Raw genomic sequence first — 15,717 nt, forward strand, 5'->3', positions numbered from 1 at the left:
CTGAAAAACATAACCCATAAATGCTAGCTGTACCAGGAACCACCTCCTTAGCCTGCGTAATCTCCCTTACGCGGGCTTATTTTTTTGTTAACTCCTGAAATTTTTCCCCCTGATAAATATGGCGTTGCATTGACCCGGGAAAGGTTTGTGTCAGCATTAGGCGTATCATCTAAGCAAATCGAACGAACAAAGGAGCCTAAACACATTTTTTAATGGATTTGAGAGGGATGAACACTATTCGGAACATTCCTAATTTTAAGTGTTAACAGGACCTTTACTCTTGATTTATTAACAATCAATGCTTCACACGGACGGAGAGATGAAGTGACATTCACAGGACAACTTTCAAAGGATCTTCCAGATTACGAACTCGCACGCAGTCCTGGTCTTGCCTCTGGCGGCGATATAAATTTCACAGCACTTGCAGGTCAACTGGACTGCAGCAGAAATTTTAGCCAGGCCGGGATTATCTACTCAGACGGTACACGTCAGTGGCTAGTACGGCCATCAAGAAGGATTGCGACACCAAACGAAAGCTCGGTTAGTCATGTAGTCATAACCAAAGTAAATGCCTCACAAGTTAACCCCGTTCACGCAACAACGGCTACGATTCAGTCCCCTTCCCTGGCGACTGAAATTGGTTCAACGGCAATTTCCTGCGGAGCCGCAATTCTTACTGTTGTACTTGCGGCAGGGGCCGGTATGGCTATACCTCTCACTGCAGGGTCTTCCGGTGCTATAGCCGCTGTGATTTTAGCAGGTGGTGTAGCAACTGGAATTCAATGTGCAAATGGGCTTGGCCGACTATCGTTGATTGCTATGAATCACGATGACTACGTTGCGTGGATGGACTCCCAGGAGTGGTATACAGCAACCAACACAGCCCTGGATGCGATTTCTCTTGCCGGGGCTGCTGCGGGTTTAAAAAGCGCTGCATTAACATATCGCCTTCTTAACCGTTCATCGTCTGAGAGTTTGCTCTCCTTATTACAAAAAATGAGCCGGGCCGACCGTACGCGATTAACAGAGGAGATTATTCGTATCCGCAATCCCGGCATCTCGAATTCAGGTGTAAAAGCAGCAATGAAGGCAGGCGTGTATCCCAAACGTTATCCGTCAGAAGCGTTGCAGTTGCTCTTACAGCGTGAGTTGCTGAATACCATTTCAAATTCTTCTGCCTTCGTTGGAAGTGCCATCTCAGGAAATATCAGAAATCCACAGAATGTTGCACAAACGGGTAAATACATTTTTGGTTTAATTCAGTCTTTTTCATTTACAGGAAGTTATTGACCCGTCCATGATGAAATACATTAAAGATAGCCTTGCATTAAGTGCTTTGGTTAAAAGTAAAATGGCGACCGATGATCCCAACCAGCTTGAAACATTAAAAGAACAGTTAAAAGATCGGTTCGGCGTTCCTGTGGGCGTCCATATGACAGGAATTCCTTTGGCAGTGAGCACGTTACTGGCTATTTTTTGCTACGCCATGCTGCAAGTATCCCTCTGGTTGTTGCTGTTTCGCTGGCTCGGCTTACCCGAATTTAAGGTTATGATGGGAGTATTCATTGCAGCGATTGTGTATTGTCTGGTAGTGATGAGCACGATGTTTCTGACTACACGAGGTTCTTTACCTGGATATAAACTGCATATTTTCGTCATTACGCTGACAGGCATAATGAGCATCATTTATTTCATCTGGACGGGGATTTCGCTTTTATTCGGCCCTGTTGAGAACTACACACCGCAAATAACCTCTTTGCTGGGGCTGGGATGTTTCTTTCTGAACATTATGTGGATGAATTCATCGATTTTTTACCGCTCCATTGCGCTAACGCTACATAATCGGGTCTGGCGTAAGCAGCTCAAAATCGAGGCAAGGCCAATGTCACACCTCAAACGTTGACCACAATAGTCAATTGAGCGGCAGTAGTATGCATTGTAAGCGCTACGGGGTTCTTTAGTCGATTTCAAAGCCCTTACGCGGGCTTATTTTTTGCCTTTCATCCTGTTCTTACCCGCTTTTTCCCTCTCTGGGATACACTCTTTCTATAGCTAAAAAAGGGAGCAACCCGGATGGCAACCTATCCAGACAGTTTATTAATTCTTAACGGCAAGAGTGCAGGCAACGATCTGCTGCGCCAGGCGATTACCGAATTGCGTGAAGACGGAGCATGCATACACGTGCGAGTAACGTTTGAAAAAGGCGATGCGGCGCGCTACATCGACGAGGGCATCAGGTTAGGTGTTCAGACCATCATTTCCGGCGGCGGCGACGGAACGATCAACGAGATCGCCGGTGCGCTCATTGACCTCAACGACGCAGCTCGCCCGGCGATGGGGATTTTACCGCTCGGTACCGCCAACGATTTTGCCACCAGCGCCGGTATACCTGAGGATTTAGGCAAAGCACTGCAACTGGCTATCCTCGGGAAAGCGACCGCCGTCGATATTGCGCAGGTGAATGAAAGAACCTGCTTTATCAATATGGCGACCGGCGGGTTCGGCACCCGCATTACCAGCGAAACGCCGGAAAAACTGAAGGCCGCGCTGGGCGGCGTTTCGTATCTCATCCATGGTCTGATGCGCATGGACACGCTCAGGCCCGACAGCTGTGAGATCCAAGGTGAAAACTTCCACTGGCAGGGCGACGCGCTGGTGATTGGTATCGGCAACGGGCGTCAGGCAGGCGGCGGACAGCAGCTTTGCCCGGAAGCGCTGATCAACGACGGTCAATTACAGCTGCGTATTTTTACCGGCGACGGGCTGCTGCCGGCGCTGTTTACGACGCTGACGCAGCCAGAGGAGAGCCCCAATATCATCGACGGGAAATCCGCGTGGTTTGAAGTGATCGCCCCACACGGCATGACCTTTAACCTCGACGGAGAGCCGCTCAGCGGCGAGCGATTCCGCATCGAAGTTTTGCCCGGCGCGTTGCAGTGCCGGTTGCCGCCGGACTGTCAGCTTTTGCGCTGATGTGTTGCCGGGTGGCGGCCCTCTTCCCGTATGCACTGAACAGTCCCCTCTCCCCGTTGGGGAGAGGGTTAGGGTGAGGGGAAAAGACTTAAGCGATCGTGACCTTACTGTCCAGATAGACGTCCTGAACCGCGTTGATCAGCTTCACGCCGTCGGCCATAGATTTTTTGAACGCCTTACGGCCGAGGATCAGCCCCATGCCGCCCGCGCGTTTGTTAATCACCGCCGTGCGCACCGCATCGGTCAGGTCGGTTTCACCGCCTGCCGCACCGCCGGAGTTAATCAGCCCGGCGCGGCCCATATAGCAGTTCGCCAGCTGGTAGCGCACCAGATCGATCGGGTTGTCGCTGGTCAGCTTGCTGTAGACGCGGTCGTCGGTATAGCCAAAGTTCACCGCTTTATAGCCGCCGTTATTCTCGGCCATTTTCTGCTTCACGATGTCCGCGCCGATGGTCGCCGCAAGGTGGTTTGCCTGACCGGTCAGATCCGCAGACACGTGGTAATCCACTCCGTCTTTTTTGAACGAGCCGTTACGCAGATAGGCCCACAGCACGGTTACCATGCCCAGCTCGTGGGCGCGCTCGAACGCCGCGGAGATCTCTTCTATCTGACGACGCGACTGTTCAGAACCAAAATAGATGGTTGCCCCGACCGCCACCGCACCCATATTGAACGCCTGCTCGACGCTGGCGTAGAGCGTCTGGTCGTATTCGGTTGGGTAGCTCAGGGTTTCGTTGTGGTTCAGCTTAACGAGGAACGGAATGCGGTGGGCATAGCGACGCGACACGGAGGCCAGCACGCCGTAGGTGGAGGCCACGCAGTTACAGCCCGCCTCAATCGCCAGCTCGACGATATTTTTCGGATCAAAATAGAGCGGGTTCGCGGCAAACGATGCCCCCGCAGAGTGTTCAACGCCCTGGTCAACGGGCAGAATAGAGAGGTACCCGGTTCCGCCCAGGCGGCCGGTATTATAAAGCGTCTGCATGTTTCGCAGTACGGCAGGAGGACGGTTATTGTCGACCATGACGCGGTCTACGTAATCATGGCCAGGCAGATAAAGCTGGTCGGCTGGAATGGTCATACAACGATGCTGTAAAAGGCTGTCGGCGTCTTTGCCAAGCAGCTGCGCAATATCAGTCATAGTGATGCTCCCGTATGTCCGACATGATGTCGGAGCGTGTGATCCAAGCCCACGTTTTTGCAGGCAGACTAAGCCTGGTACCGACTTAACCTATTTTCCACCATTTGCAACTTTTTTAAGCACAATCTGCTGGCTCGTTTCATGTACAACATTTTTGTTACACTGATCAAACAATCGCCTTAAAGGTATTTAAAAGGTATTATCACATGGTATGTTACATGCGTACCTCTGACATGCAGGATTAAAAAATGAAAACGAAAGTCCAACTGTCATTCATGATGTTTGTTGAATGGTTTATCTGGGGCGCGTGGTTTGTGCCGCTGTGGCTGTGGCTGAGCAAGAGCGGGTTTACCGCCGGGGAAATTGGCTGGTCCTATGCCTGTACCGCTATTGCCGCGATCCTCTCTCCTATCCTGGTCGGCTCGCTGACCGACCGTTTCTTCGCCGCCCAGAAAGTGCTGGCCGTGCTGATGTTCGCTGGCGCGATTCTGATGTATTTCGCAGCACAGCAAACCCAGTTCAGCACCTTCTTCCCGCTGTTGCTGGCCTACTCCCTGACCTATATGCCGACCATCGCGCTGACGAACAGCATCGCTTTTGCGAACGTCGATGACGTGGAGGCTGATTTCCCGCGCATCCGCGTGATGGGCACCATCGGCTGGATTGCATCCGGCCTGGCGTGCGGCTTCCTGCCGCAGATGATGGGCTATAGCGACATCTCTGACACCAATATCCCGCTGCTGATGACCGCTGCCAGCTCCCTTCTGCTCGGCGTCTTCGCACTTTTCCTGCCGAATACCCCGCCGAAGAGCACCGGCAAGCTGGATATCAAAGTGATGCTGGGGCTGGATGCGCTGATCCTGCTGCGCGATAAAAACTTCCTGGTGTTCTTCTTCTGCTCATTCCTGTTCGCCATGCCGCTGGCTTTCTACTACATCTTTGCCAACGGCTATCTCACCGAAGTGGGGATGAAAAACGCCACCGGCTGGATGACCCTCGGCCAGTTCTCTGAAATCTTCTTCATGCTCGCTCTGCCGTTCTTTACCAAACGCTTTGGTATTAAGAAGGTCTTGCTGCTGGGCCTGATCACCGCCGCCATTCGCTACGGCTTCTTTGTTTACGGCGGTGCCGAACAATACTTCACCTACGCCCTGCTGTTCCTCGGCATTCTGCTGCACGGCGTAAGCTATGACTTCTATTACGTCACCGCGTACATCTACGTGGATAAAAAAGCGCCCGTGCATATGCGCAACGCGGCGCAGGGCTTGATCACGCTGTGCTGTCAGGGCTTTGGTAGCCTGCTGGGTTACCGTCTCGGCGGCGTGATGATGGAAAAAATGTTCGCCTATAAAGAGCCGGTGAATGGGCTGACCTTCAACTGGGCCGGAATGTGGACGTTTGGTGCAATCATGATTGTAGTGATTGCCGTGCTGTTTATGCTGTTTTTTCGCGAATCGGATAAAGATATCACCGCAATTGAGGTGGTTGATGGCGATACCGCGCTGACACGAGGGGAAGTTAAATGAAACAAGACCGTATTCTCGGTGCTCTTTACGGGCAGGCGTTAGGGGATGCGATGGGGATGCCGTCTGAACTGTGGCCGCGCAAGCGGGTAAAAGCGCACTTCGGCTGGATCGACCGTTTCTTACCCGGCCCGGCTGAGAATAATGCCGCCTGCTACTTTAATCAGGCCGAATTTACGGATGATACGTCGATGGCGCTGTGCCTGGCCGACGCGATTATCGAATGCGACGGGGAAATTAATCCTGACGTTATCGGTAAGCATATTCTGGACTGGGCGCTGGATTTTGACGCGTTCAATAAGAATGTGCTCGGCCCGACCTCCAAAATTGCCCTGAACGCCATCCGTGACGGCAAGCCGGTGAGCGAGCTGGAAAATAACGGCGTCACCAACGGGGCGGCGATGCGCGCCTCCCCGCTGGGATGCCTGCTACCGGCCACGCGTCTGGCACATTTTGTTGAACAGGTTGCGTTAGCCTCCAGCCCGACCCATAAATCGGATCTCGCCATCGCCGGTGCGGTGGTGATCGCGTGGGCGGTTTCACGCGCTATCGACGGCGAGCGCTGGCAGAACATCGCCGATGCCCTGCCGGGTATTGCCCGTGCGGCACAGGAGGCGAACACCACCACCTTCAGCGCATCGCTTTCCGCTCGTATTGAGCTGGCCCTGAAAACCGTGCGCGAAGCCAACGGTACGGAGTCCGCCAGCGAGCAGATCTATCAGCTTATTGGCGCGGGCACGAGCACCCTGGAGTCCGTTCCGGCGGCGATTGCGATGGTCGAACTTGCGGGCACCGATCCGAACCGCTGCGCGGTGTTATGCGCTAACCTGGGCGGTGATACGGACACTATCGGCGCGATGGCAACGGCCATCTGTGGCGCGCTGCACGGTGTACAGGCCATTGATCCGGCGCTTAAAAGCGAACTTGATGCCGTAAACCAGCTTGATTTCGGACGCTACTGCGAAAAACTACTGCACTTCCGGGAGCAAAGGGAGGGCGTATGAGTGCTTTTGCCCGCCGTCTCGAAACCCTTCACGCTACGCGCCCCGTAACGGTGCTCGGCGCGGCGGTCATCGACGTGATTGCCGACGCCTACGCCCTGCCCTGGCGCGGGTGTGATATCGAGCTGAAGCAACAGGGAGTGAATATTGGCGGCTGCGCGCTGAATATCGCCATCGCCCTCAAGCGGCTCGGCATTGCAGCGCAAAACGCGCTTCCCGTTGGCCACGGCGTGTGGGCCGATATTATCCGTAACGCCATGGCGAAGCAGGATCTGCACAGCGCCGTGGAAGCGGAAACGGGCGATAACGGCTGGTGCCTGGCGCTGGTGGAGCCTGACGGTGAACGGACCTTCATGTCGTTTAGCGGTGTGGAGAATCAGTGGCAGCAACGCTGGCTGGACGGGTTAAGCGTGCCGGAGAAAAGCCTGATCTATTTGTCCGGCTACCAGCTGGCGTCGCCCAGCGGCGAGCTGCTGACGGCCTGGGTGGAACGTCTTCAGGATGTGACGCTCTTTATCGATTTCGGTCCGCGCATCGCGGATATTCCCGACCCGCTGATGGCGCGGATTATGGCCCGTAAACCGGTTGTCTCGCTCAATCGGCAGGAGGCGGAACTTGCCGCCGAATGGCTTGGCGTGAACGTGGAACAGCTCGGCACTCAGTGGCAGCAACGGTTTGGCGCTGCGCTAATCGTACGCCATGATAAAGACGGGGCGGTCTGGTACGACGGTGACGCTTCCGGACACGTTCCGGCGTTTCCTGCTACCGTGGTCGATACCATCGGCGCCGGTGACAGCCATGCGGGAGGTACCCTTGCCGGGCTGGCTGCGGGATGGTCACTGCCAGAGTCGGTGCAGCTTGGCAATGCCGTGGCCGCCTGGGTAGTCAGCCATCGCGGTGGAGACTGCGCCCCCACGCGCGAGGCCCTACTCCTCGCACACAAAGACGTATAGGTCGCTGCGGCAGTAGCTGATGCTGTACTCAATTGGCCGCTGCTGTTGATCGAGCGCGACTTGCTTGATCACCAGCACCGGTATCTTATCGTCCATCTTGATATGTGCCTGAAACTCGCTGTCCGGCATCCGGGCGCTGACGCGGGAACGGGTGCGCTGCGGAAAGATATTCTGGCTGCGGAAGTAATCATAAAGCGAGACGCCAATGTCGTCCGGGTTGGGAATTAATCCTACCGGTACCCAGGACTCCTCTATCGATACCGCATCGTCATCCACGTAACGGATGCGCTTAAGCAAAAACACATCGCTTTCCGGCGCAAGGGAAAGATGGCGGGCGATCTCTTCCGGGCACTTCACGATGCGTTTATTGACCCACAGGGTGTTGGGCGTTTTGCCACGCAGCACCACCTGCTGAGAAAAGCCGCGCGCCTCTTTCAGCGAATATTCAAAGATATTGTTGATTTGCGTCCCGTATCCACGCGCGCGGGTAACGACGCCAGCCTCTTCCAGCGCCTGCATGGCTTTACGCACCGTAATACGCGACACTCCGGCCAGCTGGCTCAGATCGCGCTCGCCGGGCAAAATATTACCGTGCGCGAGCACACCGCTGCGCACCGCGTTCTTAACCGTTTCGGCAAATTTCAGATACAGCGGCGTGTTGTCCGGTGCGGCAATTCGTTCCTTGAGTTGAGCAATTAACCGGGTATGCGCTTGTTCCATCTCTGTTTTTCTCTGGCATGAGTTTCATGCCAGTATACGGCTTACCACCATGCATGAAAATGGTGAACCGGACCAATACCGTGACCCACTTCCAGAGAATCGGCTTTTGCCAGCGCGCCCGAGAGCCAGACCTTCGCCTCCTGCACCGTATCCGCCCATGTGGCGTGACGAGGACGCAGCGCCGCCAGCGCCGCCGAGAGCGTACAGCCCGTGCCGTGGGTGTTTTTGGTCTGGACGCGTGGCGCGGTGAAACGTTGCGTGCCATCGTGGGTGAAAAGCCAGTCCGGGCTTTCTGCATCATCAAGATGGCCGCCTTTCATCAGCACCGCGCGACACCCCATCGCCAGCAGCGCATTCCCCTGCTCTTTCATCTCACGTTCGTTTTGCGCGTGTGGCGCATCCAGCAGCGCGGCGGCTTCAGGCAGGTTTGGCGTGATCAGCGCAACCTGCGGCAGCAGCTTTTTACGCAGAGTGTCGACAGCCGAGGCGGAGAGCAGCGGATCGCCGCTTTTGGCCAGCATCACGGTATCAAGCACCACGTTTTTTATCTGGTAGTGTTTGAGACGTTCAGCGACCGCTTCAACAATGTCCGCCTCTGCCAGCATGCCGATCTTGGTGGTGTCGATACGTACGTCGCTGAATACCGAATCCAGCTGCGCGGCGACAAAATCCGGGTCAATGCGATACACCGACTGTACGCCGCGCGTGTTTTGCGCAACCAGCGCGGTGATAACCGAGCACCCGTATGCGCCGAGCGCAGAGAAGGTTTTCAGGTCTGCCTGGATCCCCGCTCCGCCGCTGGGATCGGTTCCCGCAATAGTCAAGGCATTAATGCGCGTCATACCTGTTCCTCCAGCGCGTAAAGCGCGTCCAGAAACGCGGAGACAAAGCTGCCGGGCCCCCGGCTTTGAGTCAGGGCAACTGACCCTGCGCGCTTCATAAAGCCGCAGGCTGCCGCCGCGTTATCAAGCCTGTCGCCAGGCAGCGAGCAGCAGGCGGCGACGACCGCCGAGAGCGCACAGCCAGTTCCTACCACGCGGGTCATCAGCGGGTCGCCGCCCGCGACCGTACGGGTTCGCTGGCCGTCGGTGATGTGATCCACTTCCCCTGTGACGACTACAACGGCGTGGGTCTGGCGGGCAAGCGCCTGCGCAGCGGTCAACGCGCTCGCTGCCGTATCGGTGGAATCGACCCCACGTCCGCCCGCACTCATTCCGGCAAGGGCGAGGATTTCGGAGGCGTTGCCACGAATGGCCGCAGGTTTAAGGGATAATATTTGCTGGCAAAAACGGGTGCGGAACGCCAGCGCGCCAACCGCGACGGGGTCCAGAACCCAGGGTGTGCCCGCGGCTACCGCGCTCTCAATAGCCCGACGCATCGACTGGGCGCGCGGCGCGGTGAGCGTGCCAACGTTGACGAGCAGGGCATCGGCAAGCGCGGCAAACTGTTCCGCTTCCTCGGCTTCGATCACCATTGCCGGGGAAGCACCGAGCGCGAGCAGAACGTTGGCGGTGAAGGTCTGCACGACATCGTTGGTCATACAGTGCGTGAGCGGGGAACGGGTTCGGAATTGATGTAAAACGTGTGAGTCGAGCAGGTCAGGCTGCATGGTTTCGCTCCTGCCGTGCGGAAAGAAGCGATGACCGGGTAGGCATCTGACTTCCCTACGCTGGCATTATCCAGATCAGGTAATACGGGTATTTCTCAAATGTTCAAGCGAACACTACCCCGAGTCAAATTACTTAGAAAACAATCATTTACACACAAACAATTTGTAGGTGTTTAGTGTAACCGGGGCCGTAGGCAGGGTGCAAGATTTTTCGAATTATCACAGTATTTATCACAGCAGTTATCACACCTGGAATAGCTAAATCACATAATGAAGCACCTGAAATGTGTTAACCCGCTTGTATACCGCTTAATGATGTTGAGCGTAGGAAAGTAGGCCGCAAAGCTAAAGCATTTGCGACCGTCGAAAGCTAAAGCCTTCCCGGTCATCGCTTCTTCACGCAAGGCAGGAGCGAACACAAAAGACTAAGAGCACCGATAAGGAAAGGCAGAAAGGAATCAATGAGAGCGACGATAGGAAGCATCAGCAATGTTTTCATAAGAGGTAATGAAACGACACGTATCAATACTATAGAGTTTATTACCTGGATCTTTTGCATCTTTATCGAGGCAAATTTTATTATGCGGATCTAACCAATCTTCATACCCTTCAAGTGTTTTGATGTCGTTAGCAAAATTAGCAAAACAACACCAACGAGGGGCAACACTACAACCTTTATAGCTAGGGAAATCTAAGTGATACTTTTCACTATAACAACGTGTAAGCATATGTACCCATAAACTATAGATTCTTGTAAGTTTTCCATTAATCGTAGTTGGTACACCCACTCCTATAAAACCAACCTCACAAACCGAGATTGCATAGGGATCTTTTACTTGTCCTGATTTTAAATTTCTTGCTCTAACCTTTGTAATGAAACCTGTATTATCAAATTTGATAGTTACGCTATCTTTGTTTGTATAATCAATGACAGTACAAAACCCACAATTGTTAGTAATGAATACATCACCAATAGTGATAGATGATTTTGGCATAATATTTACTTCCTTGTTTATCAGGCGGTATAAACAAAAACCTCCTAAATGATTAGATGATTCCCCGCCTGGAGATCTTCCTTTCATATTAGGAGGTTTCGTTATTTTATCACTAACGTGATCACAAACATGTTTTGAGAAGCTTAATTCTCGAATAAAAAAAGTTGGCAAATATTCTAATAATAAACACCAACTTAAAAACAATCAGACATTCCGGTTGTCAATAATTGTTTTTTGTTCCTGAAATTACTTATCCATCCATACATAAATAACAGGGAGCTTTGCAAGCGCTTACGATTACTTTGTATAAATATATATGGATGATTAAATAATTTCGCAAGCTGAACGCATGCTTAATATTCCGATAAGAGGGAAAACCACAATAAGGTAAAAGGGCATAAGAGAACGATAAGGGAAATAACTAACTCTCTTATATAAATTTTATTGGCTTTTGCTTTTCTCTATCGGTGTTTTTGAATTTAATGTTTTGATTTTACTTACAACCAAATCTATGATTTGTGTTGTTATTAGAAGGATTAGAAAGTAGATTAATAACTTTCTTTAATTGCTTACCTATACGAATAAAACAAGTTTTATTCGAGTAAGTCAAAATCAAAAACATATTTACAAAGAGTAATAAGTAACTCCTGAAGTATTTATGAATTTGTAAGCTTTGCTTACTTTCATTCATTGCTCTCCTGTGTGAATATTCTCTTTTAATATTTAATTATAGCAACACTTGAAAAGGTCTTGGTGCCAGATTTTGTTACTTTTTTTACCTTTTATTAAAAAATAGCACTTTTTGTTAAAAATCTTATATTAACCCGTTTTTCCTCATTCATAATGCTTACTTTCAGCTTCAATTGAAGTTAATTTCATATGAAAGTTATGAATTATGATTCAAAGTATACATTTAAAAAATCCATTGAATGAACTTGAAATATAATTTCATTTATAAACATCAACTTATACATCTAGAAACACAGTGTCTATACAACCCCTTGTTTTGTAATGCTTAAATGCCTTTAATATCACATCCAACCATTTAAGCCATATGTGCTAACTGTGATTTAGATCAACATTCCCAAACGTAAACTATTTATAGTTCAGCACAGTTACCACTTAATTAAATTAATGCGAGTCTTTCAAATGAAATGTATTAACAAATCAGTAATGGCTATTACTGTTTTTGGCATCCTGTTATCTAGTGTTGTTAAAGCTGCTACACCCGCTAGTGATGTAGTTCTTTCCAGTGGTCAGGATCTGGAAACAGCACATAGTAATTTGCAAGGTCAAGTTGATGGTCTATCGAATGATATTGCTGATGTGTATTTTAACAAAATCCCTGCAATCAATCAGGTAAATAGTCAACAAGATACAGCTATTAATACTGCTTCCTCTGCTGCTTCTACTGCACAAGATACGGCGGATCAGGCTAAAACATTAGCTGATAAAAACGCTTCCCATATTGCGGCTTCTGATACTGTTGTAATTGAGCAAGGTAAACGCCTTACCACTGTTGAAGGTAATCAGGCTAGTGATCACGTTGAAATCCTGCGTAATGCACAAACAGCAAATAGTGCATTAACTACTGCAACAGCTAATACTTCTGCTATTGATAACGTCAACAGTGACTTACAAGGGGCTAAACAGCTTCTTGCTGATAAAGCACAGATTGCGCAAGATACAGCTAATCAAGCCGATACAAACGCTAACACTGCTCTTATCATGGCTGGTAATAACTCTACCCGCCTTACAGCATTAGAAAACGCTCCTAAGCCGACTAACGGCGTAGATGGTAAAGATGGTGTTGATGGTAAAAACGGGATCGATGGTAAAGATGGTGCTACAGGTGCGCAAGGTTTAAAAGGTGATACAGGCGCACAAGGTATAGCTGGGAAAGATGGTGCTCCAGGTGTTAAGGGTGAGAAAGGAGATAAAGGAGATAAAGGAGATTCCATCAAAGGTGATAAGGGCGACACTGGCGCTAAAGGTGATAAAGGGGATAAAGGGGATAAAGGGGATGCAGGTAAAGCTGGCTCTAACGGAATCACAACTACCATCACTAAGAAAGAAGTTGATACTAAAACTATCAATCTGGTTAAGTCACTCAATACCCAAACTACAGCACAAGCTAAAGATCTGAAAGCTGCTCAACAAGTGTTCGCACAAGCGCAAGTTAACACTAACTCTCAATTCAAGAGCCTGAAAGATGAAGTTGATAGCAATAAGAAAGAAGCCCGTTCAGGTGCTGCTAGCGCTGTAGCTATCGCCTCTATGCCTCAAGTAGAGAAAGATCAGGCTGTCATGTTCTCTGCTGGTGTAGGTAGCTTTAAAGACGAGCAAGCTGTTAGTGTGGGTGCATCCTTCCACGTTGGTAGCAACACCATCGTTAAAGCTGGCGTAAGCGATTCTACAAATAATGATCTTGCTATGGGCGCAGGCATCGGGATTGGCTTTTAAGAAAAACACGTAACTCGACTACATTCATAATAGAGGAAGCTTTTCAGGGCGACAGTACTTCGCTGATGGAAAGTATGATGATGGCCAATAACATGCTCAAACACATTTTTATTTCAGCTGCCCTGTATCTATTGCTTATTTCGGTCGGGGTCTGGATCGGCATTATGTACGTTTCTTATTATTTGTGTCGTTTTTAAGGTGATAAAATGAAAAAATCAATGATGCTAGTGTTAAGCGCTGCCGTACTTGCTGGGTGTATTTCGCCTGCACACGCCATTAGCGCACACTATCGTGCTCAGTTAGAGCGCTCGGGATGCACGCAAATTAGCGCTGGCGATGGATCTTGCGATATCAGCAAAACCAAAGCGGAAAACGCGGCACAACACGAACCAACGGCATCCGTTCACGATCCCCTTCGCGAAGCCTCGTTCTCGTCGGATACGGTTAACGCTACCCTTTCTAACGGCTTTTTTAGCGCTACCGTGAACGGCAAAAAAGCCAGCGTTAAACGTCTGAATGCGAATTTCTATGAGATCCATGGTAACGGTTTTGTGATATCGATAAGCCTGGATGAAAACGGTATTACGGACGCGTCATGGAATAAAACAAAGGGACGTGAACACGGCGTTTTACGCGTTACTCAAAAATAAACAGTCTAAGGAGGCTCTCCGCCTCCTTTTAGCCTGCCAGGCGCACAATTTGCCACACTCTTTCATCTGATTTTACAATGCTGACAATCCATATATAAGCCACTGTTTTTATTGAGAATAAACTGCATATTTTTGCCGGAAAATGAGGTTATCCCCTCCCCTGTGCCCTGTGTCACAAAACAGTAAACAAATTAACCATTGAGCCCGGTGACAAAAGGCTCTATATTGGCGGCGTTTTTTTCAGGCCCCATCTGTTTTTTAACTTTTTATTCAATCGTTGCTCATAACGAAGCGGCGGTTGTAGGAGTGATATGATGACGGATAAAGTCCGTATTGACACCGTAGATGCCCACAAAAGCAACGAAACCTATCTGGCCCGTCAGGCCGAGTTTGAATCTAACGTCAGGAGTTATCCGCGCAAACTGCCTTTAGCGATCACGAAAGCAGAAGGCGTGTGGATCACCGATGCAGATAATAAAGAATACCTTGACTGTTTAGCAGGCGCAGGCACCCTCGCGCTTGGCCACAATCATCCTGATGTGCTGAAAAGCATCCAAAATGTCATTACCAGCGGCTTGCCGTTACATACCCTGGATCTGACTACGCCGTTGAAAGACGCGTTTTCAGAATACCTCCTCTCTCTGTTGCCTGGTCAGGGCAAAGAGTACTGTCTGCAATTCACTGGCCCGTCCGGGGCTGACGCCGTTGAAGCGGCGCTGAAGCTGGCGAAAAAAGTAACCGGTCGCAGCGGTATCATCAGTTTCTCTGGTGGTTACCACGGTATGACCCACGGTGCACTGTCCGTCACCGGTAACCTGTCTCCGAAAGAAGCGGTTGACGGTATGATGCCAGAAGTCCAGTTCATGCCTTACCCACACGAGTACCGCTGCCCACTGGGTATCGGTGGTGAAGCGGGCGTGAAGGCGCTGACCTACTACTTCGATAACCTGATCAACGACGTTGAAAGCGGCGTGCGTAAACCTGCCGCGGTGATCCTGGAAGCTGTTCAGGGCGAAGGCGGCGTGAACCCGGCTCCGGCTGAGTGGTTGCAGCGCATCCGTAAAGTGACTCAGGAACACGGCATTCTGCTGATCCTCGACGAAGTTCAGGCTGGCTTTGCCCGTACCGGTAAATTCTTTGCCTTCGAACACGCAGGCATTGAGCCTGACATCATCGTGATGTCCAAAGCAGTTGGCGGCGGTCTGCCACTGGCTGTGCTCGGTATCAAGAAGCAGTTCGATGCGTGGGCGCCTGGTCACCACACCGGTACCTTCCGCGGCAACCAGCTGGCGATGGCAACCGGTCTGACGACGCTGAAGATCCTGAAAGACCAGAATATCGCGGGCAAAGTGGCCGCACAGGGCGAATGGCTGAAAGGCCAGCTGAAAGAGATGGCGAAACGCTATCCGGTTATCGGCCACGTTCGCGGTCTGGGCATGATGATCGGTATTGAAATCGTTAAGCCACATGAAGCCGCCGACCACATGGGTTGCTTCCCGGGCGATGGCGAGCTGTCTGCACTGATCCAGAAGAAGTGCTTCGAAGCAGGCCTGATTCTGGAGCGTGGCGGCCGTAACGGTATCGTTCTGCGTCTGCTGCCGTCACTGCTGATCAGCGATGACGAGCTGAAAGTGTTCCTGGATAAATTCGAGCAGGCACTGCTTGCTGCGGGCGTTCGCCCGGCGTAAC

At 51.0% G+C, this 15,717-nt stretch carries 14 protein-coding genes and 1 riboswitch; of the genes, 9 read left to right on the forward strand and 5 right to left on the reverse strand.

What is annotated here, in order from left to right; genetic code table 11:
• Positions 1-324: 324 nt before the first annotated feature.
• The 3 genes from ACQG0S_RS14475 (at position 325) to yegS (ending at position 2,973) form a co-directional block, all read left to right on the forward strand.
• Entirely contained in the window at positions 325-1,290 is a 966-nt protein-coding gene (locus tag ACQG0S_RS14475) for a hypothetical protein (protein WP_063137683.1), read from the forward strand.
• A gap of 7 nt (positions 1,291-1,297) precedes the next feature.
• Positions 1,298-1,903, forward strand: coding sequence for a hypothetical protein (locus ACQG0S_RS14480; RefSeq protein ID WP_023306583.1), 606 nt, complete (start codon positions 1,298-1,300; stop codon positions 1,901-1,903).
• 170 nt (positions 1,904-2,073) lie between these two features.
• Positions 2,074-2,973: a lipid kinase YegS gene (gene yegS, locus ACQG0S_RS14485; RefSeq protein ID WP_063137684.1), complete on the forward strand. Its 900-nt coding sequence runs from the start codon at positions 2,074-2,076 to the stop codon at positions 2,971-2,973.
• A gap of 88 nt (positions 2,974-3,061) precedes the next feature.
• On the opposite strand, the gene fbaB is transcribed toward yegS, so the two are convergent.
• Positions 3,062-4,114 (reverse strand): class I fructose-bisphosphate aldolase, encoded by a 1,053-nt coding sequence (fbaB, locus tag ACQG0S_RS14490; RefSeq protein ID WP_022648654.1) that lies wholly within the window; start codon positions 4,112-4,114, stop codon positions 3,062-3,064.
• A gap of 248 nt (positions 4,115-4,362) precedes the next feature.
• Here fbaB and ACQG0S_RS14495 point away from each other — a divergent pair, with 248 nt between their 5' ends.
• From ACQG0S_RS14495 to ACQG0S_RS14505, 3 genes are read left to right on the forward strand one after another with little or no spacing between them, the layout of a single operon-like run.
• A complete protein-coding gene (locus ACQG0S_RS14495) occupies positions 4,363-5,640 on the forward strand; it encodes a nucleoside permease (protein WP_063137685.1) in 1,278 nt (425 codons plus the stop codon).
• On the forward strand, positions 5,637-6,641 hold the full coding sequence (locus tag ACQG0S_RS14500; RefSeq protein WP_023300562.1) for an ADP-ribosylglycohydrolase family protein: 1,005 nt from the start codon (positions 5,637-5,639) through the stop codon (positions 6,639-6,641). The genes ACQG0S_RS14495 and ACQG0S_RS14500 overlap by 4 nt, the downstream gene beginning before the upstream one ends.
• Positions 6,638-7,591 carry a PfkB family carbohydrate kinase gene (locus ACQG0S_RS14505; RefSeq protein WP_023306586.1) on the forward strand — a complete coding sequence of 318 codons (954 nt, stop codon included), beginning with the start codon at positions 6,638-6,640 and terminating at the stop codon, positions 7,589-7,591. Before ACQG0S_RS14500 ends, ACQG0S_RS14505 begins: the two co-directional genes overlap by 4 nt.
• On the opposite strand, the gene ACQG0S_RS14510 is transcribed toward ACQG0S_RS14505, so the two are convergent.
• From ACQG0S_RS14510 to ACQG0S_RS14525, 4 genes are all read right to left on the reverse strand, one after another.
• Entirely contained in the window at positions 7,565-8,311 is a 747-nt protein-coding gene (locus ACQG0S_RS14510; RefSeq protein ID WP_022648658.1) for a GntR family transcriptional regulator, read from the reverse strand. The genes ACQG0S_RS14505 and ACQG0S_RS14510 overlap by 27 nt on opposite strands.
• Positions 8,312-8,352: 41 nt before the next feature.
• A complete protein-coding gene (gene thiD / locus ACQG0S_RS14515) occupies positions 8,353-9,153 on the reverse strand; it encodes a bifunctional hydroxymethylpyrimidine kinase/phosphomethylpyrimidine kinase (protein ID WP_023300565.1) in 801 nt (266 codons plus the stop codon).
• Positions 9,150-9,920, reverse strand: coding sequence for a hydroxyethylthiazole kinase (gene thiM, locus ACQG0S_RS14520; protein ID WP_023306588.1), 771 nt, complete (start codon positions 9,918-9,920; stop codon positions 9,150-9,152). Before thiM ends, thiD begins: the two co-directional genes overlap by 4 nt.
• A 35-nt stretch (positions 9,921-9,955) precedes the next feature.
• Positions 9,956-10,052, reverse strand: a riboswitch (TPP riboswitch).
• A 326-nt stretch (positions 10,053-10,378) separates the two neighbouring features.
• Positions 10,379-11,119: a hypothetical protein gene (locus tag ACQG0S_RS14525; protein ID WP_123906485.1), complete on the reverse strand. Its 741-nt coding sequence runs from the start codon at positions 11,117-11,119 to the stop codon at positions 10,379-10,381.
• A gap of 969 nt (positions 11,120-12,088) precedes the next feature.
• On the opposite strand from ACQG0S_RS14525, the gene ACQG0S_RS14530 reads away from it, so the two are divergent.
• From ACQG0S_RS14530 to ACQG0S_RS14540, 3 genes are all read left to right on the forward strand, one after another.
• Positions 12,089-13,378: a YadA-like family protein gene (locus tag ACQG0S_RS14530; RefSeq protein ID WP_063137686.1), complete on the forward strand. Its 1,290-nt coding sequence runs from the start codon at positions 12,089-12,091 to the stop codon at positions 13,376-13,378.
• A gap of 206 nt (positions 13,379-13,584) precedes the next feature.
• On the forward strand, positions 13,585-14,028 hold the full coding sequence (locus tag ACQG0S_RS14535; RefSeq protein WP_022648666.1) for a hypothetical protein: 444 nt from the start codon (positions 13,585-13,587) through the stop codon (positions 14,026-14,028).
• A 311-nt stretch (positions 14,029-14,339) separates the two neighbouring features.
• Positions 14,340-15,716, forward strand: coding sequence for a diaminobutyrate--2-oxoglutarate transaminase (locus ACQG0S_RS14540; protein ID WP_032623920.1), 1,377 nt, complete (start codon positions 14,340-14,342; stop codon positions 15,714-15,716).
• Position 15,717: the final 1 nt, after the last annotated feature.

The organism is Enterobacter cloacae complex sp. 418I7, assembly GCF_050030705.1.
GTDB classification, from domain to species: Bacteria; Pseudomonadota; Gammaproteobacteria; order Enterobacterales; family Enterobacteriaceae; genus Enterobacter; species Enterobacter intestinihominis.